The organism is Micromonospora sp. WMMD730 (genome assembly GCF_049178955.1).
In the GTDB taxonomy this organism is placed as follows: domain Bacteria; phylum Actinomycetota; class Actinomycetes; order Mycobacteriales; family Micromonosporaceae; genus Micromonospora; species Micromonospora wenchangensis.
Window position 1 is genome coordinate 7,483,633 of sequence record NZ_JBMHML010000002.1, and the last position, 23,219, is coordinate 7,506,851.

Annotated in this window: 19 protein-coding genes and 1 pseudogene; 10 read left to right on the forward strand and 10 right to left on the reverse strand. The window is 72.5% G+C overall.

From position 1 onward, the window contains the following. Window positions 1-83: 83 nt before the first annotated feature. Complete coding sequence (locus ACN265_RS32270) at window positions 84-1,364, reverse strand: alpha/beta fold hydrolase (protein WP_421411162.1); 1,281 nt, start codon at window positions 1,362-1,364, stop codon at window positions 84-86. A 119-nt stretch (window positions 1,365-1,483) separates the two neighbouring features. Here ACN265_RS32270 and ACN265_RS32275 point away from each other — a divergent pair, with 119 nt between their 5' ends. From ACN265_RS32275 to ACN265_RS32285, 3 genes are all read left to right on the forward strand, one after another. Next, window positions 1,484-3,718, forward strand: coding sequence for a histidine kinase (locus ACN265_RS32275; RefSeq protein ID WP_421411164.1), 2,235 nt, complete (start codon window positions 1,484-1,486; stop codon window positions 3,716-3,718). Next, on the forward strand, window positions 3,715-4,509 hold the full coding sequence (locus tag ACN265_RS32280; protein WP_208565009.1) for a response regulator: 795 nt from the start codon (window positions 3,715-3,717) through the stop codon (window positions 4,507-4,509). Before ACN265_RS32275 ends, ACN265_RS32280 begins: the two co-directional genes overlap by 4 nt. Before the next feature lie 266 nt (window positions 4,510-4,775). Beyond that, complete coding sequence (locus ACN265_RS32285) at window positions 4,776-6,863, forward strand: copper-translocating P-type ATPase (RefSeq protein WP_421411166.1); 2,088 nt, start codon at window positions 4,776-4,778, stop codon at window positions 6,861-6,863. 95 nt (window positions 6,864-6,958) lie between these two features. Here the strand turns inward: ACN265_RS32285 and ACN265_RS32290 are convergent, their stop codons facing one another. Then, on the reverse strand, window positions 6,959-7,666 hold the full coding sequence (locus ACN265_RS32290) for a TioE family transcriptional regulator (RefSeq protein WP_421411168.1): 708 nt from the start codon (window positions 7,664-7,666) through the stop codon (window positions 6,959-6,961). A 65-nt stretch (window positions 7,667-7,731) separates the two neighbouring features. On the opposite strand from ACN265_RS32290, the gene ACN265_RS32295 reads away from it, so the two are divergent. Further along, the gene (locus ACN265_RS32295; protein WP_421411170.1) at window positions 7,732-9,318 is read left to right on the forward strand and encodes a DUF6194 family protein; all 1,587 of its coding nucleotides are present in this window, start codon (window positions 7,732-7,734) and stop codon (window positions 9,316-9,318) included. A gap of 20 nt (window positions 9,319-9,338) precedes the next feature. Here ACN265_RS32295 and ACN265_RS32300 read toward each other — a convergent pair whose 3' ends face one another. Next, on the reverse strand, window positions 9,339-9,818 hold the full coding sequence (locus ACN265_RS32300; protein WP_420119633.1) for a GNAT family N-acetyltransferase: 480 nt from the start codon (window positions 9,816-9,818) through the stop codon (window positions 9,339-9,341). 21 nt (window positions 9,819-9,839) lie between these two features. Beyond that, entirely contained in the window at window positions 9,840-10,766 is a 927-nt protein-coding gene (locus tag ACN265_RS32305) for a zinc-binding dehydrogenase (protein ID WP_421411172.1), read from the reverse strand. Window positions 10,767-10,861: 95 nt separating this feature from the next. On the opposite strand from ACN265_RS32305, the gene ACN265_RS32310 reads away from it, so the two are divergent. The 3 genes from ACN265_RS32310 (at window position 10,862) to ACN265_RS32320 (ending at window position 14,500) form a co-directional block, all read left to right on the forward strand. Continuing rightward, entirely contained in the window at window positions 10,862-11,527 is a 666-nt protein-coding gene (locus ACN265_RS32310; RefSeq protein ID WP_421411174.1) for a TetR/AcrR family transcriptional regulator, read from the forward strand. Between the two features lie 336 nt (window positions 11,528-11,863). Continuing rightward, window positions 11,864-12,976: a serine hydrolase domain-containing protein gene (locus tag ACN265_RS32315; protein WP_421411176.1), complete on the forward strand. Its 1,113-nt coding sequence runs from the start codon at window positions 11,864-11,866 to the stop codon at window positions 12,974-12,976. A gap of 282 nt (window positions 12,977-13,258) precedes the next feature. Then, complete coding sequence (locus ACN265_RS32320; RefSeq protein ID WP_421411178.1) at window positions 13,259-14,500, forward strand: serine hydrolase domain-containing protein; 1,242 nt, start codon at window positions 13,259-13,261, stop codon at window positions 14,498-14,500. A 174-nt stretch (window positions 14,501-14,674) separates the two neighbouring features. On the opposite strand, the gene ACN265_RS32325 is transcribed toward ACN265_RS32320, so the two are convergent. Then, window positions 14,675-14,887, reverse strand: a complete 213-nt coding sequence (locus ACN265_RS32325; RefSeq protein ID WP_204925386.1) for a hypothetical protein — start codon at window positions 14,885-14,887, stop codon at window positions 14,675-14,677. A 156-nt stretch (window positions 14,888-15,043) separates the two neighbouring features. Next, window positions 15,044-15,250 carry a hypothetical protein gene (locus tag ACN265_RS32330; protein WP_421411180.1) on the reverse strand — a complete coding sequence of 69 codons (207 nt, stop codon included), beginning with the start codon at window positions 15,248-15,250 and terminating at the stop codon, window positions 15,044-15,046. A gap of 134 nt (window positions 15,251-15,384) precedes the next feature. Between ACN265_RS32330 and ACN265_RS32335 the strand changes: the two are divergent. From ACN265_RS32335 to ACN265_RS32345, 3 genes and pseudogenes are all read left to right on the forward strand, one after another. Beyond that, window positions 15,385-15,895: pseudogene (locus tag ACN265_RS32335) on the forward strand (sensor domain-containing protein); the annotation flags it as partial. Further along, window positions 15,887-16,621, forward strand: a complete 735-nt coding sequence (locus ACN265_RS32340; protein ID WP_421411731.1) for a sensor histidine kinase — start codon at window positions 15,887-15,889, stop codon at window positions 16,619-16,621. The pseudogene ACN265_RS32335 and the gene ACN265_RS32340, both read left to right, overlap by 9 nt. Further along, window positions 16,609-17,268: a response regulator gene (locus ACN265_RS32345; RefSeq protein WP_421411182.1), complete on the forward strand. Its 660-nt coding sequence runs from the start codon at window positions 16,609-16,611 to the stop codon at window positions 17,266-17,268. The genes ACN265_RS32340 and ACN265_RS32345 overlap by 13 nt, the downstream gene beginning before the upstream one ends. A 130-nt stretch (window positions 17,269-17,398) precedes the next feature. On the opposite strand, the gene ACN265_RS32350 is transcribed toward ACN265_RS32345, so the two are convergent. The 4 genes from ACN265_RS32350 to sigJ all read right to left on the reverse strand — a co-directional run bounded on the left by ACN265_RS32350 (window position 17,399) and on the right by sigJ (window position 23,114). Next, the gene (locus tag ACN265_RS32350; RefSeq protein ID WP_421411184.1) at window positions 17,399-19,909 is read right to left on the reverse strand and encodes an ABC transporter permease; all 2,511 of its coding nucleotides are present in this window, start codon (window positions 19,907-19,909) and stop codon (window positions 17,399-17,401) included. 3 nt (window positions 19,910-19,912) lie between these two features. Then, window positions 19,913-20,686 carry an ABC transporter ATP-binding protein gene (locus tag ACN265_RS32355; protein ID WP_421411186.1) on the reverse strand — a complete coding sequence of 258 codons (774 nt, stop codon included), beginning with the start codon at window positions 20,684-20,686 and terminating at the stop codon, window positions 19,913-19,915. Window positions 20,687-20,900: 214 nt separating this feature from the next. Next, entirely contained in the window at window positions 20,901-22,088 is a 1,188-nt protein-coding gene (locus ACN265_RS32360) for an NAD(P)/FAD-dependent oxidoreductase (protein WP_421411188.1), read from the reverse strand. An 81-nt stretch (window positions 22,089-22,169) separates the two neighbouring features. After that, window positions 22,170-23,114, reverse strand: a complete 945-nt coding sequence (gene sigJ / locus ACN265_RS32365) for an RNA polymerase sigma factor SigJ (RefSeq protein WP_420119643.1) — start codon at window positions 23,112-23,114, stop codon at window positions 22,170-22,172. Between the last annotated feature and the right edge of the window lie 105 nt (window positions 23,115-23,219).

Here is a 23,219-nt window from a genome sequence, read left to right on the forward strand (position 1 = left end):
TCGGGACCCCAGTCTTGGCTGGCCGGGTGTCCGCCGGACGCGCGGCCGGGCCGGCGCTGGAGCGATCGTCGCCGGGGTCCGACTCACGACGGGGGTCGGGCCGAGGTGTAGGCCGGCAGCGGCAGCGGCTCGTCGCGCAGGAACGCGCGGAGCAGCGCGTCGTACGCCTCCCGCTGGCCGGAGGTGATGTCGTGTCCCGTGTGCGGCAGGTAGACCAGGGTCGCCTGCGGCAGCGTGCGCCGGTATTCGTGCGTTTCCTCCCACGGGACGAAGTCGCACTCGCCGCGCATGATCAGCGCCGGCACCCGGGCCTGCCGGAGCGCGGGCCGCGGATCGGGGATGCGGGCGAAGTCCTTGACCGTCAGTTGGTTGACGTAGAAGCCCTGGTGGTTGTCGTGCACCTCGGCGGGTGCCGAACCGGGGCAGCGGGCGGTGTCCTTGCCGAGCACGGCGACGGCGTGCATCAGCGCGTCCGCCTCGTCGTCGCCGACGAGCGCGTGCGCCGCGTTCGGGTTGACGCCCTGCAGGACCGCCTGGGCGACGACCCGGGGCGAGGCGAACAGCTCGTCGCGCTGCCGACGCTGCTCGGCGGTCATCCGGGCCCAGGGGTCGCCGCCTCCGCCGTCCGGGTAGGCGCCCGCCCAGATCGGTCCGGGCGAGGTGAACACGACCCGGGCGACGTGCTGCGGGTGGGCCGCGAGATACTGCGCCGCGAGCGACCCGCCCCACGACTGCCCGACGAGAACGACGCGCTCGGCGCCCAGCTCGACACGGATCGCGTCGAGGTCGGCGACCTGCCGGGCGACGGTGTAGCCGGTGACGTCGGCGAGCCGGGTGGACCGGCCGGCGCCGAGCTGGTCGTAGGCGTAGACCTCGAAGCCGTCGGCAGCGAGCAGGGCACCGACGGCGGGCACCCCCTCCCCCGGGGTGCCGGGGCCGCCGTGCAGGAAGAGCACGGGCGTCGGGCGGGGCGTGCCGGAGGCGGCGGCGTGGACGTACGCGATCCGTGATCCGGTGGGCAGGTCCCAGAACCGGACGCCGGCGGGCGGGGGCGGGGCGGCCGGGTGCGGGCCGGGCCGGAACACGGTCACGGCGGCGAGTCCGGCGACGGCGACGGTGACGGCGGCGGCCAGCGCCGTCGCGGCGCGGCTCCGGCGTCGTACGCCGAGCAGCGCGAACGCGGGCCGGGAGAGGAGCTGGGCGACGGTGCCCAGCAACACGAGCCCTACCGCGCACAGCAGCGGTATCCAGGCGGTGACGAGCGCGGTGGCGACGAAGCCCGCGCCGCCCACGGTCACGGCGGTGGCCACGGCGACCGGCAGCAGCAGGACGCCGATGCTCCGGTGAACAAGGGAACGAACCATGAAGATCATGCTGGCCGGCGCCTGGCGCAGTCGCGTCGTGCCACAGGACGGCTTCCGCGCGCCCCACCCCCGTCTCGCGGCGGGGTCCCGACCGGCCGGGCGGCCCGTACCATCGGGGGATGCGACGCTGGGCCCCTGACCTGGGCGACACCTGGGCTCCCGGTGCCGTGGCGGTGTCGCAGGCGCTGTGGTGGCTCGCCGCCCGGCCGGACCCGCGGCTGGCGCCCGGCGTCTGCGTCGTCGCCGTCGTCGCCGTGGTCGCGCTGCTCTACCGCAGGCGGGTGCCCGGCCCGGCGCTGGCCGGTGCCGCCCTGGCCACCGCGCTGGCCGCCTCCGTCGTCGGGGCCGCCCCGGCCGGCCCGGCCGCGGTGCTGCTGACGGCGTACGCGCTGGTGGTGCACCGCACGGCGGCGGTCTCGGCGGCCGGCGTCGCGGCCGTGGTGGCTGGGTTCGCCGTGACGGCGGCGGCCTCCGGCGCGTCGGCGCGGGCCACCGTCGCGACCGCGCTCGTGCTCGGGGCCGTGGCCGCCGGGGTGTGGGCGGTCGGGCGGTTCCGCCGTCGGGTCCGCGCCGACCGGGCCTCGGCCGAGACCTTCCGGGCGGCCGTGGACGGGTTCGCGCCGCTCGCGGTCGCGCAGGAACGCCGGCGGCTCTCGACCGAGCTGCACGACGTGGCCGGTCACCGGCTGACCGCGATCCTCGTGTCCGCCGGTGCGGCGCTGCGCCTCGCCGACCCGGTGCTGCGGGAGCGGGCGATCGAACACGCGATCGGCGCCGGGCAGGCGGCGGTCGACGACCTGGACCGGGTGGTGGCGTCGGCGGGGCGGGACGACGAGGTCGGCATCGAGGCGGTCGACCAGCTGGTGGCGGGCCACCCGTGGGTGCACTACGAGCGCACCGCGCGGGTCGTCCCGCCGGCGGTCGCGGCCCTGGTGCACCTGATCGTCCGCGAGGCGCTGACCAACCTCATGCGGTACGCGCAGGGCGCGGCGGCGACGGTGCGGATCACCGCCGAACCCGGCGGGTGCACCGTGACGGTGCTCGACGGGGGTGGCAGCCGCGCGGCCGGCGACGTGGGCAGCGGGCTCGGCATCGCCGGGCTCCGCGCCCGGGTCGAGGCGGTCGGCGGCGACCTCGACGCCGGGCCGGCCGGTCCGGGATGGCGGGTCCGGGCCCGGCTGCCGTGGCGGCCCGGGGCGGCACCGGGCGCCCCGCCAGGGACCGGAGCGACGCCGCCCGTCCGGGCGACGACGGGAGCGCCGCCGGGCGTCCGGACCTGGGCCGGGGCCGGCGCGGCGGTCCGGGACGGGGCGATGGTCGTCCTCGCGCTCGGGCTGTCCACGGGCACGGTGCTGCTGCCGGGCGGGGACGGCCCCGATCCGCTGGCCGCGCCGATTCCGGCGACGCTGCTGGTCGCGCTGCTGGTGCTGCACGCGCTGCCGTTGGCATGGCGCCGGCTCGCGCCCGGCGCGGCGCTGGTCGCGGCGTTGACGGTCCAGGTCGCCTGGCTCGCCGGCACCGCTGCCGGCTGGACCCGGCACGACCCGGCGGAGACGTTCCTGTGGTGCTGGTGGGTCGAGCTGGCGCTGGTGTACGCGGTGGCCGCCTACCGGCCCGCAGCCAGCCTCGGGTTCGCCGCGCCGTTGGCGGTGGCCGCCGTCGGCGGGGTGGCCCTGGGCGCGGGCGCCGACATCACCGGAAACCGTGCCGCGGCCGGTGCGGTGCTGGGCGTCGTACTCGCGATACCGCTGGGTGCCGCCTGGCTCGCCGGCAGGCTGGTGACGACGCGGCGGGCCCGCCGGTCGACCGCCGAGGCCGCCGCACGGGAGTCCGTGCGCCGGCACGCCGACAGCGCGGCGCGGGGCGAGCGCGCGCGCATCGTGGACGACCTGCGCGTGAGCGCGCGGCTGCACGCCACCTCGGCGCTCGCCGCAGCCGAGGCTGGCCGGCTGGACGAGGTCGCGGCGCAGGCCCGCGCCGGCCTGGTCGCCCTGCGACGGCTGCTGCACGGGCTGCCCCAGGACCGGCCCGACCCGCCGCCCGCCGTCGCCGCCCTGTCCGACCTGGCGGCGCGCCGCCGGTCGGCGCTGCGGTTCGTCGGCGAGCCACGGTCCCTGCCCGCGCCCCTGGAGGTGGCCGCGCACCGGGCGGGCGCGGCGCTCATCGCCGACGGCGCGGTGGCCACGGTGACGTACGTCGCCGGCGGGATCGGCCTGGAGGTCCGCCGCTGCCCGCCCGTCGGTGTGGAGGTGCTGCGGTCGCTGCGGGATGCGACGGACGCCGCCAGCGGTTCGGTGGCGGTCGACACCGACCGCACCACGGTCCGCGTCTGGTTGCCGGAGGCGCTGCGATGATCCGGGTCATCGTCGCCGACGACGAGGCCACGGTGCGCGCCGGCATCGCCGCGATCCTCGACGCAGAGCCGGACATCGCGGTCGTCGGCCAGGCCCACGACGGTGACTCGGCCGTCGCGCTCGTCGCGTCGACCACTCCCGACGTCGCCGTCCTGGACGTACGCATGCCAGCCCGCCGGCCCCCCACCCCGGGTCCTCCGGTTCGGGGGCTCCGCCCGGAGGGCCCGCCCTCGGGCCGGCCGACCTGCGCCGACGGGATCGCGGCGGCCGCCGCGATCGGGCAGCGGCATCCGGCGACCCGGATCGTCATGCTGACGACGTTCGGCCTTGACGAGTACGTGTTCGCGGCGCTACGGGCCGGAGCGGCCGGGTTCCTGCTCAAGGACGCGGAGCCGCAGCGGGTCATCGACGCCGTCCGGGTCGTCGCCGCCGGGGACGCGATGCTCGACCCGGGGGTCACCCACCGGCTCATCGACCGGTTCGCGACCGGGCCCGGGCCCGAGGACGCCGCACGCCTCGGCGGGCTGACCCCCCGCGAGACGCAGGTGCTGCACCAGGTGGCACGCGGGCTGTCCAACGCCGAGATCGCGGCGGTCCTGGGCATCAGCGCGTCGACGGTCAAGGACCACGTGGCGGTCGTCCTGGGCAAGCTGGGCGTGCGCGACCGGGTGCAGGCGACGATCGCGGCGTACGAGGGCGGGCTGATCCGCCCGGGGGTACGCGAGCAGCAGGCCCCGGAATCGTCGGGGCACCACGGGTCTCCACCGTCGAAGGGCCGGCTGCTCGGATGAAGGTCCGGCCGGTCGGCCATGCCGCACCCGGCCCCTACCGCCCCGTCGACTCCCTGAGTCACGCACGGCTTTTTTCAAGATCTCCTTCTCCAGCTAGTCAGGAGGTGTCCGGTCTCAGGGGGTCACTTCACTCGGGGCTGGGTGGTGACTCCTGTCGAGGGGCCGGTCCGAGACCTTCCTTGGCCGCGCGGTGAGACCGAGTGAGGCGCGAACCACGCATCAGATACCCCCCGGGGGTATAGGATGGATGGCGAGGAGGTGACGAGATGTCCCGTCACGCGCACCAGCACGGCGATCACTCGGCGGCTGCAGGCCATGAACAGCACGGCGCGCCCGGGCACGGGGGACACGACAAGCACGCCGGGCATGATCCGGAGGCGTTCCGCCGCAAGTTCTGGCTGAGCCTCGTGCTGACTGTGCCCATCGTGGTGACCAGCCACATGGTGATGGACTGGTTCGGCTATCGGGTCGACTTCCCCGGGATGAACCTGGTCGGGCCGGTGCTGGGCACCGTCGTGTTCGGCTATGGCGGCTGGCCGTTCCTCCAGGGAGCCGTGCGGGAGATCCGGGATCGCGCGCCCGGGATGATGCTGCTGATCGCGATGGCGATCACCGTGGCCTACGTGGCCTCGCTGGCCACCGCGCTGGGCGCCTTCGACCTGGACTTCTGGTGGGAACTGGCCGCCCTGGTCACCATCATGCTGCTCGGTCACTGGCAGGAGATGAAGGCCATCGGTCAAGCCCAGGGGGCCCTTGCCGCGCTGGCCGCGCTGCTGCCCGACGACGCCGAACGCGTCGGCGAGGACGGCCAACCGCGGCCGGTGGCGGTCGCGGACCTGCGCGTCGGGGACGTGGTGCTGGTCCGGCCGGGCGGGCGGGTACCGGCCGACGGCCAGGTGGTCGACGGCGGCGCCGAACTCGACGAGTCGATGATCACCGGAGAGTCCCGGCCGGTCGACCGGGGTGTTGGTGACCGGGTCGTGGCCGGAACGGTGGCCACCGACGCGGCGATCCGGGTCCGCGTGAACGCGGTCGGCGAGGACACCGCCCTGGCCGGTATCCAGCGACTGGTCGCGCAGGCGCAGCAGTCCAGCGGGCGGGCGCAGGTGCTCGCCGACCGGTTCGCGGCCTGGCTGTTCTACATCGCCACCGCCACGGCGGCGGTCACCCTCGTCGTCTGGACCGTCGTCGGCAACCTCGGCGAGGCGGTGGTCCGCACCGTCACGGTGCTGGTGATCGCCTGCCCCCACGCCCTCGGTCTGGCCATCCCGCTGGTCATCGCCCTGTCCACCGCCGTGGCGGCCAGGGGTGGGATCCTGGTGAAGGATCGGCTCGCGTTGGAGCGGATGCGTACTGTGGACGCGGTGCTGTTCGACAAGACCGGCACCCTGACCCGCGGCGAACACGCGCTGACCGGCGTCGCGGGCGTCGGCGGCACCGCCGACGACGAGGTCCTCGCGGTCGCGGCCGCGGTCGAGGCCGACAGCGAGCACCCCCTGGCCCGGGCGATCGTGTCCGCCGCCCAGGCACGGCAGCCGGCCCGCCGGGCGTCGGGGTTCCGGTCGTTGACCGGGCGGGGCGTGCGGGCCGAGGTCGACGGCGTCAGCTACGCGGTCGGCGGCCCCGCGATGCTGCGGGAAATGGGCGTGGCAATACCCGAGGAGCTGACCCACCGGCAGCGGGAGTGGTCCGACCGGGGAGCCGCGGTGTTGCACCTGCTGCGCCTGGACGGCGACCGGGCCACCGTGGTCGGGGCCCTGGCGTTGGAGGACGAGGTCCGCCCGGAGGCCCGGCAGGCCATCGCCAATCTGCGGGCCCGGGGTGTCCGGAAGATCGTCATGATCACGGGGGACGCGCGGCCGGTCGCCGAGGCGGTTGCCGCAGACCTGGGCTTCCGGGCCGGCGAGGATGAGGTGTACGCGGAGGTGTTGCCCGCCGACAAGGATGACGCCGTGGCCGACCTGCAGCGGCGGGGCCTGCGGGTGGCGATGGTCGGCGACGGGGTCAACGACGCCCCGGCGCTGGCCCGAGCCGACGTGGGTATCGCGATCGGCGCCGGCACCGATGTGGCCATCGAGTCGGCCGGGGTCGTGTTGGCCTCCTCCGATCCGCGTGGGGTGACCGGGGTGATCGCGCTGTCCCGGGCCTCCTACCGCAAGATGATCCAGAACCTGGCCTGGGCTGCTGGCTACAACGTCGTCGCACTTCCCCTCGCGGCGGGCGCGTTGGCGTGGGCCGGGGTGACTCTCAGTCCGGCCGTCGGGGCGGTGCTGATGTCGGCGTCGACGATCGTGGTGGCGCTGAACGCCCAACTGCTGCGCCGCGTGCGTCTGCGCCCGGAAGAGATGACGTGACGAGGTTGGCGTCGAGACCCGGCAGGAGCCCGGTAGCGTGATGACCGTGACCGGTATGTCGGCGGTGGGCTGATGGGTTCACGCATTGCTGTGCGTCAGCTTGCGGAGGACAGGTAGTCCGCGAGGCGGGCCGAGCCGGTGAGCATCGCCCGACCGCGGGTCGTGATCCGTTCGCGCCACTGGTCGATCGACGCTGCCAGCGGGCCGGGGCCGCCGGCAGCGTGGACTTGCTCGATCACGGCCGCGATGTGCTGTAGTGGGTAGCCGCCTCGGCGCAGCAGGTGGGCGAGTTCGGCGTCGCGTACGTCGTCGGCGTGGTAGGCGCGTGCGGTCCGTGACCGGGCTGGGGCCAGGATTCCGGCTCGTTCCCATTTACGCAGGGTGGCCGGGGTGACACCGAGCCGATGGGCGAGGACTCCGATCGAGACGGGCCGATCTGAGTCCAGCGTGGCCGGCGGGCCGGAGGCGAGCAGGACGACCGCTGAGGCGACTCGTTCCACGGTCTCCCGGTCGCGGTGAAGCTGTATGTGAGCGGTGTCGAGCACGGCCAGCGCCGTCGGGAGGTCGTCGCCGAGCACGGATTTCGTGATCTCCCCGGCGGCGCGGTGGCCGTATCCCGCGATGAGCGCGACATAGGCGGACAGCGCGCGCACGTGGTCATCGGTGTAGACCCGGTAGCCGCTGGCCGTGCGGGCGGCGGGCGGGATCATCCCGGCCTGCTCGTAGTTGCGGACCGCCTGCGCGGACAGCCCGACTGCCCGGCCCAGATCCACCGGCCGGTACCTCGCCGTTTGAGGCTTCACGTGGCAATCTCCGAGCGAGAAATTGGTGAAGTTTCACAGGTTGGTTCAACGATACGGTTGAGGTCATGGCTTTCGACGCCGAGTTGCTGTCCCTTGTCCGTGCCCGCCGGCCGCACCTGCTCGCGATCGGTGAGCCCTACCACGGGGAGCCGGCATTCCCCCGCCTGCGTAACCGGATCCTCGAAACCCTCGTCGGGCACGGCTTCCGGTCGATCGCCATCGAATCGGACCGGGCCGCCGGCCTCGCCGTCGACGACTACGTCCAGGGCCGGCGCGACGAGGTGGACCTGAGCACCGGCATCAGTCACGGCTGGGGTGCTCACCCGGCCACCCGTGAACTGGTGGACTGGCTGCGCGAACACAACGGGAAACTGCCACCCGCAGAGCGCGTCACCTTCCATGGCTTCGACGCCCCGACCGAGATCACCGGTGCGCCGAGCCCTGGCCCGCTGCTGCGTGAGCTGTGCGAATACCTCGGCGCAGCGACGACCGACCTGGACCGCCTGGTCGGCGAGGAAGACCGCTGGAGCGCCCCGGAGATCATGTACGACGCGTCGCGTTCACCGGGCCGTTCACCGCAGGCCGCCGCGCTACGCGGCCTCGCCGAGGACCTGCGATCCCGGTTGTACGCCGACGCGCCCCATCTCATCGGCGACACCTCCGCCCAGGCCTGGAACCGCGCCAGGGTGCTCGCCACCACGGCGATCGGCCTGCTCACCTACCACGGCGCAATGGCCGAGCCGGGCACCCAGTCCCAGCGGATCGGCCGCCTGCTCGCGGCGCGGGACGCGCTGATGGCGCAGAATCTGCTCGACATCCTCGCCCTGGAACGCGACCGTGGACCGGTCCTGGTCTCCGCCAACAACGCCCACCTCCAGCGGCACCCGAGCCGGTGGGACACCCACTGGGATGGTCAGGACCTCGCAGCACAGTGGAACGGCGCCGGCTCGATCGTGTCGCCACTGCTCGGCGACAGATACCTGTACGTGGCCGGCAGCCTCGGGGCAAGCGGGCCGGTCGGCCTCGGCCAACCGGAGGCCGGCACCTATGAGGAACGTCTCGGCCCGCAGACCGGCATCTTCGCACCGCCCGACGGCGGTAACCTGCGCCCACGCGTGACGGACCTGCTCGGGTACTTTTCGCTCGACGCGGCCACGGTCGAGACCTGCGACGCGATCCTGCACATCGGCTCGGAGCCCGGCGCCGCTGACGCGGCCCGGATCGCCGGCCGTCCCGCAGTGACCGAGACCCGGATCGAAGCGGGCTCCGAGATGCCGCCCTACACCTGGGGCGACCGGTTCTTCTTCGCCGGCGAGGACCGGATGCGGCCGTTCGCCACGATCGTCGGGCACGACGTGCCCGGTTTCGACGAACGATCCCGGCTGTCCGAGCCCGGACGATACCGGCTCAACATCGAGGTCGGGCGCGCCGAGTTCCGCAACCTGTTCGACTACGGGCCCGAGGAGTTCGCCGCGCACAGCGACACAATCGACTTCACGCAGACCGACCAGCTGATGCCCCATCCCGCCTACGCCGTGCAGGGCTGGGTCAGCGTGGTCAACCCGGGCCCGGCCACCGCGGACGAGGTAGATCGACTGCTGGAACGGGCACATGCCCGTGCCGCTGATCGTGAGCGCCGCAGGAACCGGTAGGTGCGGTAAGCCCGCGGGCTCTACATCTGGTCCCGGCGCAGTTGCAGGGCGGGGTGGCGGGGTGGTGCGAATCCGAGGGTCCGGTAGAGACGTTCGCCGCCCGGGGTGGCGTTGAGGTCGACCACGCTGACCGTGGTGTCGTCGGCGAACCAGCGCAGGAGCGCGTTCAGGCAGTCCCGGGCGTGGCCACGTCCGCGCGCGTGGGGCACGGTGCTGATGTTGAAGACATGACCGCGCAGCCCTCCTGGGTTGCCGGGTCCCGGCGCGTGCCGGTCGCAGAGGCCGGAGGCGTTGCTGACGATGCCGTGTTCGGGGTCTTCGATCACGAAGGCGGCGAACATCTGCGGGTCGCTCAGCGAACGGGTGAACCAGTCCAGGGCGGCGGCCCGCCACGGTGCCGTGGCGTCGCCGACGGGTGCCCCCATCGCCTCCAGCATGGTGACGCGGAGTCGTACCAGCGCAGCCGCGTCGTCGGGGACGGCCCTACGTGGTCGTGCCATTGTTCGTCCTGCTCCCTGCGGCTACCGGCCGACGTCGAGGACGACCTTGCCGCGCACCCGTCCCTCGCTCAGCGCCCGGATCGTGGTGCCGGCGTCCTGCCAACTGTCGCGCCTGGCGATGTGCGGTGTCAGCGTATTGTCCGTGACCCGCGCGGCCAACCATGCCAGGTCCTCGGACAGCCCGGCATGGGCGCCCAGGAAGAAGGAGGTGATGGAGCGGTCGTTGCGCCCGTCGTGGCCGGAGAAGGCGAGGGCGGGGAAACACTCACCCGTACCGCCGACGTTGCCGACCGACACCAGGGTGCCGTGTTCGGCGAGTTTGTCGTACGCCTGCACCAGGGTCTCGCCACCCACCACGTCGATGACGCCGGTCACCGCCCGGTCGAGCTGCCCCGGGGACCGGATCACCTCGTGGGCGCCCAGTTCCCGCAGTTCGCCGCCGTGGGTGTCGGGGTCGCTGGTCGACGCCGTGACGTGCGCACCGCCGAGCCGGGCCAGTTGCACGGCGTACCGGCCGACCGCACCGGTGGCACCGGTCACGAGCACCCGGCGTCCGATGATCGGGCCGAGTCGGTGCAGGGCGCGCAGCGCGGTCGTGCCGGCGACCGGCACCGTGCTGAGGGCCCCCAGGTCGGCGTCCGCCGGTGCCACGCCGATCCAGTCGGTGCGCACTGCGCGTAGCTCCGCCCAGCCGCCGGCGAAGCCCAGCGTCACCACAGGCGTGCCGACGGCCGGACCGGAACCGTCGGCGGCTGCCCGCACCACCACTCCGGCGGCGTCGTAGCCCGGCACGGCTCCGTCCGGGGTGTTGTCCAGGTACAGGTCGCCCGGATTGATGGAACTGGCGACGACACGGATCAGGGATTCGTTGGCGGCGGGCAGCGGGTCGGGTGCCGGGCCGAGCCGGAGACCGCCGGGCACGGTGCGATCAACGAGCAGAGCTTGCATGACGTCGCCTCCCAGGTTGGACTTGCTCTTGAAGCAGAATGCCACTGAGTGGCATTAGCCTGCAAGTGGCGTACGCCGCTCGGTAGTATCACCGCATGGCCACCGCGTCGTCAGCCTCCCCCCCGCCACGGCCCTCGCTGCGGGAACGCAAGAAGCAGCGCACCCGTGAAGCGCTGACGGACACCGCCCTGGACCTGTTCACCCAGCGGGGCTTCGACGGGGTGACGCTCGACGAGCTGTGCGACCGCGTCGAGGTCTCCAAGCGCACCTTCTTCCGCACCTTCGCCAGCAAGGAGGAGGTGGCGATGGCGCCCTACGAGGACCTGTGGAGAACGTTCCTCGATGACCTGGCGCTGCGGCCGGTCCCTCCCGGCCGGCCGGTCCTGCTGGTGTTGCAGGACAGCGTGCTGGCCGCCATGCAGGTCATGGACTCGGGTGACTGGACCCGCCGGCTCCTGCTCTGCACGCAACTGGCCGGCAGGACCCCCGCGATCGAAGCCCACTGCCTCTACTTCTGCGACGTCACCGTCCGCGCCGCGCTCGACGTCCTGCACCGCAGGTTCGGTCTCGCGTCCGACGACCTCCGCCCCCGGCTGGCACTGGACGTCCTCGTCGCCGCGTTCCACCGCGGGCTCGAGACCTGGACCGCCCGGCCACCCGCCGCCACCGCCGACCAACTGGCCGCCGACACCCGCGCCGCGTTCGCCGCGGTTCCCGGCGTCCTCACCCTCACCGCTGCCACCCCGGCAGAAACTGCCTGACCGCGACGTTGCGCTGTCGACCGGTGTGGTCAGCGCGTTCGGGACGCCGGCGCGAGTCCCGCGATGGATCTTCGCCGACGACCGCAGTTCCAGGGCGACGGGTGACTCCCGGCCGTCCGTCCGGGTCACGCGCCGGTCCTCGGTGTCGGGTTGGGGTGCCACCGCTACCGAGGCTGTCCAGCAGGCTGGATTGAGGGCTTTCGTCGGCTTCCGCAGACTCAGGGAGTTCGATGTCGTAGGACCCACGAGGAGCTGTTCAACGTGCCTACCGTCCTCTTCCCGAAGGATCGACCCACCCGGCGGCGTCTCCGTGCACTCGCCATCACAGCGGTCGCCGTGACCACGGTCGGCGGTCTCGCGTTCACCGGCTCCGCCTCGGCCGGGCCGCCCGACACCCGCCGCGACAGCATCCAGCAAGGTCTGGACAAGCTCGTTGGCACCGACCGGCACCCGGGCGCGCTGGCCGCGGTCCGCGACCGGCACGGCCGGACGAGGCACTACACGGCCGGCACCGGTGATCTGCGGACCGGCGAGAAGGTGCCGGTGAACGGCAGGGTCCGCATCGGCAGCGCCAGCAAGATGTTCGCCTCCGTCGTGATCCTGCAACTGGTGGGCGAGGGCACGGTGAAGCTCGACGAGCCGGTCGAGACCTACCTGCCCGGCCTGGTACGGGCCGAGGGCGTGGACGCCACCAAGATCACGGTACGTCAGCTGCTCCGGCACGACAGCGGCCTGCCCGACTACACCGACACCATGTTCTCGGCCATGGGCGACCTGCTCACCTACCAGCACATCTACCTGGAGCCCCGCGAACTGCTCGACCTGGCCAACGCGCGCACGGACGGCAGGCCCGCCGGCGGCGGCTGGTCCTACAGCAACACGAACTACCTCCTGGCCGGCCTGATCGCCCAGCGGGTCACCGGCCGCCCGTTCAACGAACTGGTCACCTCCCGCGTGATCGAGCGGATCGGCCTGCGCGACACCTACGCGCCCGGGGTCGGCGACAAGCAGATCCACGGCCGGCACCCGCACGGCTACCAGCGTGACCCGGCGACCGACAAGCTGGTCGACTTCACGACGATGGACCCCAGTTGGGGTTGGGCCGCCGGTCAGCTGATCTCCACACCGGGTGACCTCAACACGTTCGTGCGGGCCCTGCTGGACGGCAAGCTGCTGCGGCCGGCCCAGTTGGCCGAGATGCGTACGACCATCCCGGCGTACCCGGCGGGCCGGAGCTACGGACTCGGCCTGTTCCGCATCCCGCTCAGCTGCGGCGCGGTGGCGTGGGGCCACGGTGGTGACATTCCGGGCTACTCGACCGCCAACGCGGTCACCGACGACGGCCGCGCCGTGACCGTCGTGGTCACCTCCCTCAACGGGTCGGTGAAGGACGGGTCTGTCGGCGCGGACCGGGACGCGCTCGTCGACGCCGCACTGTGTGGGCGGTGACGGCCGCCGCGAGAGCAATTTCCCCGCAGAGCGCCTGGGTACGGTGTGTCCACACCGTACCCAGGTTGCGTCGGTGTGGGAGGGCCCAATCCGACCGGCAGGCGATGCCGATGGTGGGCCCCGACCTGCCCGCGTTCGAAGACGATTCGGCGCACATTCTGACGCACGACCCGGCCATCGGCCCGGCCGCTGGCATGCCCCCGACCAGATCGAGTAGTGCTGGCTGTACCGGTCTCGGGTAGTGCGGGGGATCGTGCGGCGTGGATATGCAAACAACACTGAGTGAGTCAGCGCGAGGCAAATAAATGGGGAGTTCCCGTGTTCAGTATGGTGAATCGTCCGACGCGTGAGCCGCGTTCCACCGGTGCCTGGCGCCGGGGTGTGATCGCCGCAGCGATGGTCTCGGTGGCGGCGGCCGGCGTTGCGGTCGCGGGCGTGGCGTCGGCGGACGTGTCGAAGGCAAGCACCGGCAACGGCCGGGACAGGTCGCTGCAGGCGGCCCTGGACGCCGCGGTCGCAGACGGAACGCTTCCCGGTGCCCTGATGTCGGTCCGGGATCGGCACGGACGGGTCACCAACTACACCGCCGGGGTGGGTGACATCCGGACCAGGGCGAAGGTTCCGACCGACGGATACGTGCGGATCGCCAGCAACACGAAGATGTTCACCGCTGTGGTCATCCTCCAGTTGGTGGGGGAGGGCACCATCGCGTTGACCGATCCGGTGGAGAAGTTCCTGCCGGGTGTGATGCGGGGGACCGGTGACGGCGCGGCGATCGACGGCCGCCGGATCACGATCGGGCAGCTGCTGCAGCACACCAGCGGGCTGGGCACCTACACCTTCCTCGACAAGGGGATCCTGCCGATCCGGAACCGGTTCTTCGAACCCCGGGAGTTGCTCGACTCGGCCCTGACCCAGCCTCCGACGTACACCCCGGGTGAGGACCCGGTGTGGGAGTACAGCAACGCCGGATACGTGGCACTGGGTCTCGTGGCGCAGCATGTGACCGGCCGGCCGCTCGCCGAGGTGATCACGGACCGCATCCTGAAGCCGGCCGGACTGCGGGAAACCTACTACCCCGGCCCGGGGCAGCGGGGCATCCGTTCACCCCACCCGCAGGGCTACCTCTTCGCCCAGGACGGCAGGCTGCTGGATATCACCCGCTTCGACCCGTCGGTCGCCGGTGCCGCGGGGCAGATGATCGCGACCCCGACCGACATGAACAAGTTCCTGGTCGCCCTGCAGGACGGCCGGTTGCTCAAGCCGCGCGAGCTGGCGAACATGCGCCGGACGGTGTCGGCCCCCGGCCTTCCCGAGGGGTGGAGCTACGGGCTGGGCACGATCAGGTTCGAGCTCAGCTGCGGGGTGACCGCGTACGGCCACGGCGGCGACGCCGACGGTTTCCAGAGCCGTGTGGGGATCACGACCGACGGCCGGGCGGTCACCCTCGTCGGAACGAACGACGACGCCAAGGTGGATGAGTTGCTGGCCCTGTTCGACAAGGCGCTGTGCGCCGGCAGGTGAGATCGACCTGCCCTTCCCGGGCCGGTGCGGTGGATTCCACCGCACCGGCCCGTTTCCCTGTGCCGGTACGGCCCCACGCGTCACGGCGCGGCTACGGACGAGGATCTCGCCGTAGCCGCGCGGGACGACCTGGGTCTGAAGGCCCGGTCAGGGCACACCTGTTTCGAGGGTGGATCAGCTGCGGTACGCGCGATGCAGGAAGTACAGCCCGGCACCCACACCGCCGAGCAGCAGTACGGTGCTGCCGACGTGACCCCACCAGTGGTCCAGCAGACCGTCGGCCAGCGTGCCGGAGCGCAGCAGTTCCTCCATCACGACGGCCACCGCGAGGACGGCTGTCGCAGCGGCGATCCACCCCCGGCGGCCCGTGTTCCTGTCGCTCGTCATGGCTGGAATCGCCTCCCTTGTCTTCCGCCCCGGCGGTATCGTGCCGCAGTGATCCGCCTGCCGCATCGGCCCGGGGGACACTCCGGCACCTGTGCCGTGCGGCATTGTCCGCTGATGTCGTTGCGGCCACCGGTGCGCCGGCCGCGGCGGACGGGTTCACTGTTCGCGGTGGCGGTAGTGGCCGACCACCAGGGAGCCGGCGCAGACGAGGGCGGTGACGCCGAAGAGGACGCTGACGACGGTGCTGCCGGTGGTGGTGCCGACGGACGACGCGATCGCGTTGGCGGTGATGCTCACGAAGAGCAGCAGCCACAGGACCGGCCGCCGGTGGCGGCCGTCGCTCGACGAGATGTGTTCAGCCATCAGCACACGCTAGGAGGATCGCGGGTCGGAAACGATCCCGCCAGCGCGACGACAGGCAGTACAGCCTGCTGTACTGCCAGGCCGGTGGCAGGTGCCCTAAGGTCACGGGCGACGGGGGCTCGCGGGAGGTGGGCATGCGGCGGTACGCGGGGGAGCGGATACGCGCCGCCGTCGACGCCCTGGAAGACCTGGTCGGTGGCCTCACCACTGCCGTACTGGCGATCGGGGCGCTGCTGTGCCTGCTCATCGTGCTGGTGTCGAGCATCCTCGGCGTCGGCATCCTGCTGATCCCCGGTGCCCTGCGGGTCGTGCGATCGGTCGCCGACCGCGAACGGCTGCGGCTGTCCCGGTGGGGCCCGGAGATCCTCAGCCCGCCCCCCGGCACCCGACCGGGCCCTGGCCGGGCTGCGTGACCCGGCCGTACGTCGTGAACTCGTCTGGTTGCCGGTGCACTCCTCCTTCGGCCTGGCGATGGGCCTGCTCGGGCTGACCCTGCCGTTGACCGCCCTGCAGAGCCTGACCTTCCCGTTCTGGCACCGCCTGGTACCCCCCGAGGACGGCGGGCCCGGCCTGGTGTCGTGGCGGATCGACGGCCTGGTCGACGCGATCGGCGTGTCGCTGCTCGGCGCGGCCCTGATGGCGGTGCTCTTCGGCGCGGGCCGGTGGCTGGCCCGGCTCCAGGCGTGGCCGGGCCTGCTGCTGCTGTCGCCGCCTGCCGGCACCGACCTCAGCCTCCGGGTGGCCCAGTTGACGGCCACCCGGGCCGCCGCCCTGGACGCGCACGCCGCCGAACTACGCCGGATCGAGCGGTCGCTGCACGACGGTACCCAGAACCGCCTGGTTGCGGTCACCGTGCTGCTCGGCGCTGCCGGCCGGGCCCTGGCACGGGACCCGGCGGTCGGCCGGGAACTGGTCGAGCGTGCGCAACTGGCGGCCGAACAGGCGCTCGGCGAACTGCGTACCGTGGTGCGCAGCATCCTGCCGCCGGTGCTCGACGACCGGGGACTGGCCGGTGCGCTCGACGGTCTGGTCGCCGGGTGTGCCCTGCCCTGCCGTCTGGACGTCCACCTGCCCGGCCGATGTGCGGTGTCGGTGGAGGCCACCGCCTATTTCGTGGTCGCCGAGGCGCTGACGAACGCGGTCAAGCACAGTGGGGCCGCCGGCGTCGCCGTGAGTGTCACCATGGACGTGGTGAACCGCCGGCTCCGGCTCACGGTCAGCGACGACGGCTGCGGCGGTGCCGACGAGCACGGCGGATCCGGCCTGGCCGGCATCCGTCGTCGGGTCGAGGCCCACGACGGGAAGTTTTTGCTGATCAGCCCACCCGGTGGGCCGACGACGATGGACGTGGAGTTGCCGTGCGAATCGTGATCGCCGAGGACGACGCCCTGCTACGCGAGGGCCTGGTCCTGCTGCTGCGCGCGGAAGGGCTCGACGTGGTGGCGACCGCCGACAATCCGTCCGGTTTCCTCGCCGCCGTCGACGAGCACCGACCGGACGTCGCCATCGTCGATGTGCGGATGCCGCCCACCCATACCGATGAGGGCATCGTCGCCGCCGGTGAGGCCCGCCGCAGACAGCCCGGGTTGGCGGTCCTGGTGCTGTCGGCCTATGTCGAGCAGGCCTTCGCCACCGAGTTGCTCGCCGGCGGCAGCGAACGGCTCGGTTACCTGCTCAAGGAGCGGGTCGGCCGGGTGGAGGAGTTCCTCACCGCCCTGCACCGGGTCGCCGGGGGCGGCACCGCGGTCGACCCGGAGGTGGTGGGGCAACTGCTCGCCCGCAGCCGGCCGGACACCGCCCTGGACCGGCTCACCCCGCGTGAGCGTGAGGTGCTGTCACTGATGGCCGAAGGCCTCGGCAACACGGCCATCTCGGAGCGGTTGTTCGTCACCGAGGGCGCGGTGCACAAGAACATTCGCAGCATCTTCGCCAAGCTGGACCTCACCCCGACCGACCGGGTGGACCGCCGGGTCAGTGCGGTGCTGCGCTACCTCGAGGACACCCAGCGCCAGTCGTGAGCGTCCACGGCGTGCGCCGCCAGCCGGCGGTGCGGCCGGGAACAGCAGGCTGTGCCGTGACACGGACGTCGACGGGCGGGCCCGTGATGCGGGCCCGCCCGTCGAACGTGTTCGGCCGATCCGTGGCTGACTACTCCTTGATGCCGATGCCGGCGACCGGCGGGACGCGGAGCAGCCGGGCAACCGGCAGGATCGTGGTGAACAGCGCCAGCAGCGTCGTGCCGCCGATGATGGACACCCATCCCAGCGGTGGCACGTAGGGCACCAGCTGGCCGGTGAGCGTGTGCACGATCGACACCAGGGTGACGGCGGCGATGGCTCCGCCGATGAGCAGCGAGACACCGAGCAGGCCGGTCTGTTCCGCGTGGACCATCCGCTTGACCTGCTTGCCGGTGACACCGACCAGGCGCAGCAGGGCCAGCTCGCGGCCCCGGGCGAGGGCGGCCATGACCATGGTGTTCGCCGCGGCGAGAGCGGCGTAGCCGACCATGATGCCGATCAGGAGCTTGTTGAGCCAGGCGCTCAGCGCGAGGTCGTCGGCGAGCTGACCGCTGACGTCGGCCGTGGTCGTCACCGAGCTGCCGGGGTACTGGCCGATGACCTCGCCCAGCGCGGCGGAGACATCCCTGCCGGGCTCGGTGCGTACCAGGATCCGCTCGTAGCCGGCGACGGCGGTGTGCCCGGCGACGACGTCCTTGACGACGGTGACGTCGCCGAACGCGAAGCCCCGGTCGTAGATCGCCACGACGCGCAGGTCGGCGGGTGTACCGTCGCCGAGCCGCACCGTGACCTGGTCGCCCACCCGCCAGCCCCTCGACCCGGCCTGCAGCGTCGACGCTGCCATGGCCGACCCGCGCAGGTCCGCCAGGCTCCCGCTGCGGACCTTGAGGTCCATGGTGAGGTCGACGCCCTGCGGGTCGATCGCCTGCGCATCCGCGCCCTCGGCGGCTCCGTCCGGGATGATCGAGGTGTTCCGGACGCCGGTCGCCGCGAGCACACCGGGGATGTCGCGGATCTGCGCCAGCATGGAGTCGGGCAGTCCGGTGGCGGAAACCACTGTCTGCTGGGCCAGCATCCCACCACGGTTCTCGGCGACGATCTGCTTGTCCAGGTTGTCCTGGAGGAACCAGATCGAGCCACCGAAGCCGACGGACAGCACCAGTGCGGTCAGCACCGTGACCATGCCCTGGGCGTTGGCGCGCAGATTCGCCGCGGCGAGGTAACCGCTGTCACCCCACACCCGCCGCAGCACCGGGGCGAGCAGACGGGCGGCCGCCCGGTTGACCCACGGCCCGAGCAGAGCGACCGCGAGGACGAACAGGCACAGCAGACCCATCGCGGGCCCGAGGGCGGCGGTCCCCTTCGCCGCACCGGTGAGGGCGATCAGGACGAAGCCGCCGGCCAGGGCGGCGAAGCCGAAGATCAGGCGAAGGACACCGTTGCGGCCGGATTCCACGGCGATCTCACCGAGCGCCTCCGTCGGGCGGATCCGCACCGTCCGGCGCGCCGCGAGCAACGCGGCACCGGTCGCCACCGTGACCGTCGCCACCGCCACGGCGATCGCCGCCCAGCCGCCACCGCGAACCGGGAAGGTGTCCGGGATGAAAGCCCGGTCCACCAGCTCCTGGTGCAGCCAGCGGCTGGCGAGCCAACCGACGGGCACACCGATGACGACCGACAACAGGCTGAGCAGTCCCACCTCGGCGAGGACCAGGCGGGCGACCTGGCCGGGGGTGGCGGCGACGGCGCGCAGCAGGGCGAGGTCACGGCGGCGGTGCCGGACCGCGAGACCGATGGTGCCCGCCACCACGAACATGACCAGCAGCGCCACATAGCCGCCGAACACGCTGCCCAGCTGGACCAGCATGAGGGAGGCCGCCTGGTCCGCGGACTGCTCCAGCAGCCCCCGTTCGTCGCCGGCGTAGGCCTTGACGCCGGCCTCGGCGGCCAGCCGGCGCACGTCGGCCACCACGGCCGCAGCGGCACCGGGTTCGGCCAGGACGGCCACCGCGTCGACCTGTCCCAGCCGTGGGTGGATGACCGTCGCGTGCGCGTCGGTGAAGAACACCGCGGGTGGTGCGTGCGGGTCGGGCCGGGGACCCGCGTGGCGGACGAAACCGCTGACCCGGTACGTCCGCGCGCTGCCGTTCACCAGGACCGGCACCTCGTCGCCGGGAGCGACCGAAGCGGCCAGCCGTTCGTCCAGCGCGACCTCGGTGTCGCGGGTGGGTCGGGCACCCTTGGTCAACTGGTACGGGGTGATGGCGGTGCTGCTCCAGCCGTGACCGGTGGCGGTGCCGTTCGGCAGGATCGCCGGCACCGTCCGGTCGGCGACGACGGTGGCCACCCCCGGCAGTTGCCGGATCCGGTCGACCATCGAGGCCGGGACGGTTCCGCCCTCGGGCAGCACGACGGTGTTCGTTTCCGTTTCGCCGAGCATGGTGGAGGTGAGCGTGATGTCGCGGTTGGCGACGACGACGTCGGCGGCCGCGTAACGCTGGGGGGCGGCGGTGAAGCGCAGGCCGGACTCCACGAGGACGCCCAGCGACATCAGAATCAGCACTCCGGCGGTCATCGCCAGGAGGGTGGCGACCGCGCTGCCCTTGCGGTGACGCAGCATCTGTCCGGCCAGTTTCAGCACGGGTCAGCCCTCCTGCGTCTGCTGCGGGCGACGCCCGAGCGTCGCGAGGTGCTCGGCGATCCGCGCCGCGCCCGGCTGCGGCATGTCCTGCACGATGCGCCCGTCGGCCAGCACCATCACCCGGTCGGCGTAGGACGCCGCCACCGGGTCGTGCGTCACCATGATGACCGTCTGTCCCGCCTCGTCGACCACCGAGCGCAGCAGGGCCAGCACCTCGCCGGCGGTCTGGGTGTCCAGCGCGCCGGTCGGTTCGTCACAGAAGATGACCTCCGGTCGGGTGGCCAGTGCCCGGGCGATCGCGACGCGTTGCTGCTGCCCGCCGGACAGTTCCGAAGGGCGGTGGGACAACCGCTCGGTGAGCCCGACCCGCTCGACGATCTGCTGAATCCAGAGGGGGTCCGCCCGCTTTCCGGACAACCGCAACGGCAGCGTGATGTTCTCCTGCACCGTCAATGCTCCGACGAGGTTGAAAGCCTGAAAGACGAACCCGATCTCCGACCGTCGCAGCTTGGTCAGCTTTGTCTCCGACAGCTTCGACAGTTCCGTTTCCCCGACCCACACCAGGCCGCTGGTCGGGCGGTCCAGCCCCGCCGCGGTCTGCAGCAACGTGCTCTTGCCCGAGCCGGACGGCCCCATTACCGCGGTGAACGTCCCCCGCTGGAAGGTCGCGTCGACACCGGCGAGCGCGGTTACCGCGTGCCGATCCCCGCCATAGACCTTGCGCAACTGCTGGACCCGCACCGCCGCCGCCGGCGTCGCTCTGTCCACCGTCGGCACGAAATCGAGTCGTGCACTATTAACCGCCATCGCCGGACTCCCATTTTTTCGTTGATTTCTTCCGCGCCTGGAAACCATATTTTTGGGAATCCCCGCCAGCAATCCAGGTGGCGGGCCGACCGAGGTAGCGCTGGCTGTACCGTCAGGAGCCCGGCACGGTCGTCAGGTGACTCCGGCGGGGCGGATCGCGCGGCGACACGGGTGGGCGCTCCGTTCAGCCGCGCGTCCGCGTACGGGACGCGGCGGTGGGGAGCACGCGGCGACGGCGGGTCGGCAGCATCCCGGTCGGGTGGGACATGCTCCAGGCCGCGATCCTGCAGATCAGTTCCTTGAAGCGCGCGGCCGTCCTGCCGGTCAGCGCCGACGGCTTGGGTCGGTCGTCCGGGGTCACCCACTGCACGAGCGCGTCCCGGCGGCCGAGGCTGACGCACTGCCCGGCGTAGCCGATCCTGTTCGCAGGGATCCGGTCACCGGTCAGCCGCGCGGCGATCACGTCGGCTGCCAGATGTGCGGAGGGAACCCCCGAAGCGCAGGACATCCGCAGCGGCGTGCCGGTCACGCCCGGTGCGAAGGCGGCGTCACCCACGGCGTACACGTCGGGGTGGGAGACCGACCGCATGGTGTCGTCGACGACGATCTGCCCGGTCGCGCAGACGCTCAGGGTGGTGGCCGCGGCGATGGGGTGGACGCCGAATCCGGCGGTCCAGACGGTCACGTCGGCCGGGATCATCCGGCCGTCGCCGGTGACGACGCCGGCCGGCTCGACGGCGGTGACGTCGGCGTGCTCGTACACGGTGATGCCGAGCCGGTCGACGGCCCTGCGCAGGTGGTTGCGGGCCTTGTCGCTCAGCCAGTCGCCGAGGCCGGCCCGTGCGGCGAGCGACGCCCTGAGGTCGGGCCGGGCCTCGGCGATCTCGGTGACGGTCTCGATGCCGGTGAGGCCACCACCGACGACCAGGACGGTCGCGCCGGCGGTGAGGTCAGCCAGGCGGCTACGCAGCTGCAACGCGTACTGCTTGCCCGTGACGTGACAGGCGTGCTCGGTGACGCCGGGAACCGCGCGGTCGGTGGCGGTGCTGCCGAGGGCGTACACGAGTTGGTCGTAGGCGATCTGCCGGGGGCCGCCGGCGTCGACGACGGTGACCGTCCTGCGCTCGACGTCGACGGCGTCGACCTTCGCGATCAGTACCTGCACGCCCGTGCCGGCGAAGACGTCGACCAGCCGGCGGGGCCTGAGGTCCTGACCGGTCGCCAGCTGGTGCATGCGGACCCGCTCGACGAACTCGGCGTCCGCGTTGATCAGGAGGATCTCGGTGTCGGCGGGGTGCAGCCGCCTGTCCAGGCGCGCGGCGGCGTTGGCGCCGGCGTATCCGGCTCCGAGGACGACGATGCGGTGCTTCATGGTTTCGCTCCTGTCCGGTCGGTGTCGCCTCCTGAACCGGACGGCGGCGGGAAACCTGACAGTCGAGGGGCGTGACCCGGGTCACCAGGCGCCGGTCAGCGGCGCACCGTGCTCGGACGTGGCCCAGCGACGGGTCGCCCGTCGGAGCTTCGCGGGATTCACCTGCGCGTGGATGCCGGCGATGCCGTCGGTGGTCACATCCAGCGCGACGATCCCGACGACCCGGTCGTCGACCACCAGCACGAGCCCGGGTACGCCGTTGGCGAGCTCGGCGAACACCTCGGGGCGACCACCGATCGTCTCCCAGGTGGTCTCGCTGGGCGTGAACAGCGTGCGGAGGAACCTCGCCACCCGCAGGCCACCGACGACCGGTCGGGGCACCGAGAAGATCACACCACCGCCGTCGCCCATGCTGACCGCGTCGTCGGTCAGCATCTGCACGAGCGATTCCGTCCTGCCGCTGAGCGCCGCGGCGAGGAACTCCTCGGCGATCCGGCGGGCCGCTGCGGCGTCGACCGCCACCCGACGCCGGTCATCGGCCACATGGTGCCTGGCCCGCCGGAAGATCTGCTGACAGTTGGCCTCGGTGACGTCGAGGACCTCGGCGATCTCGGCGTGGGAGTATCCGAACGCCTCGCGCAGGACGTAGACGACGCGTTCCCTGGCGGAGAGCCGCTCCATCAGGGTGAGCACCGCCATCGACACCGATTCCCGCTGCTCCACGGTGTCGGACGGGCCGAGCATCGGGTCACCGGCGAAAACCGGTTCGGGCAGCCACTGACCCACGTACGTCTCACGCCGCGCCCGCGCCGAGGTGAGCCGGTTGAGGCAGAGGTTGGTGAGCACCCTGGTCAGCCATGCCTCGGGCGTCGCGATCAGGCCCCGGTCGGCGGACTGCCAGCGCAGGAACGTGTCCTGCACCGCGTCCTCGGCGTCGCTCGACGACCCCAGCAGGCGGTACGCGATCGCCTCCAACCGCGCCCTGGCACCCTCGAAGACTTCGACGTCGTGCGCCCCGACCGGCATGGCCCCAGGTTAACCAGCGGTGCCCGACCACCATCCGCGCACCGGACCAGCATGCCCGGCCGTACAGTGGCCTCGCCGTGCGATGCCGTCACCCGACCCCGCGAA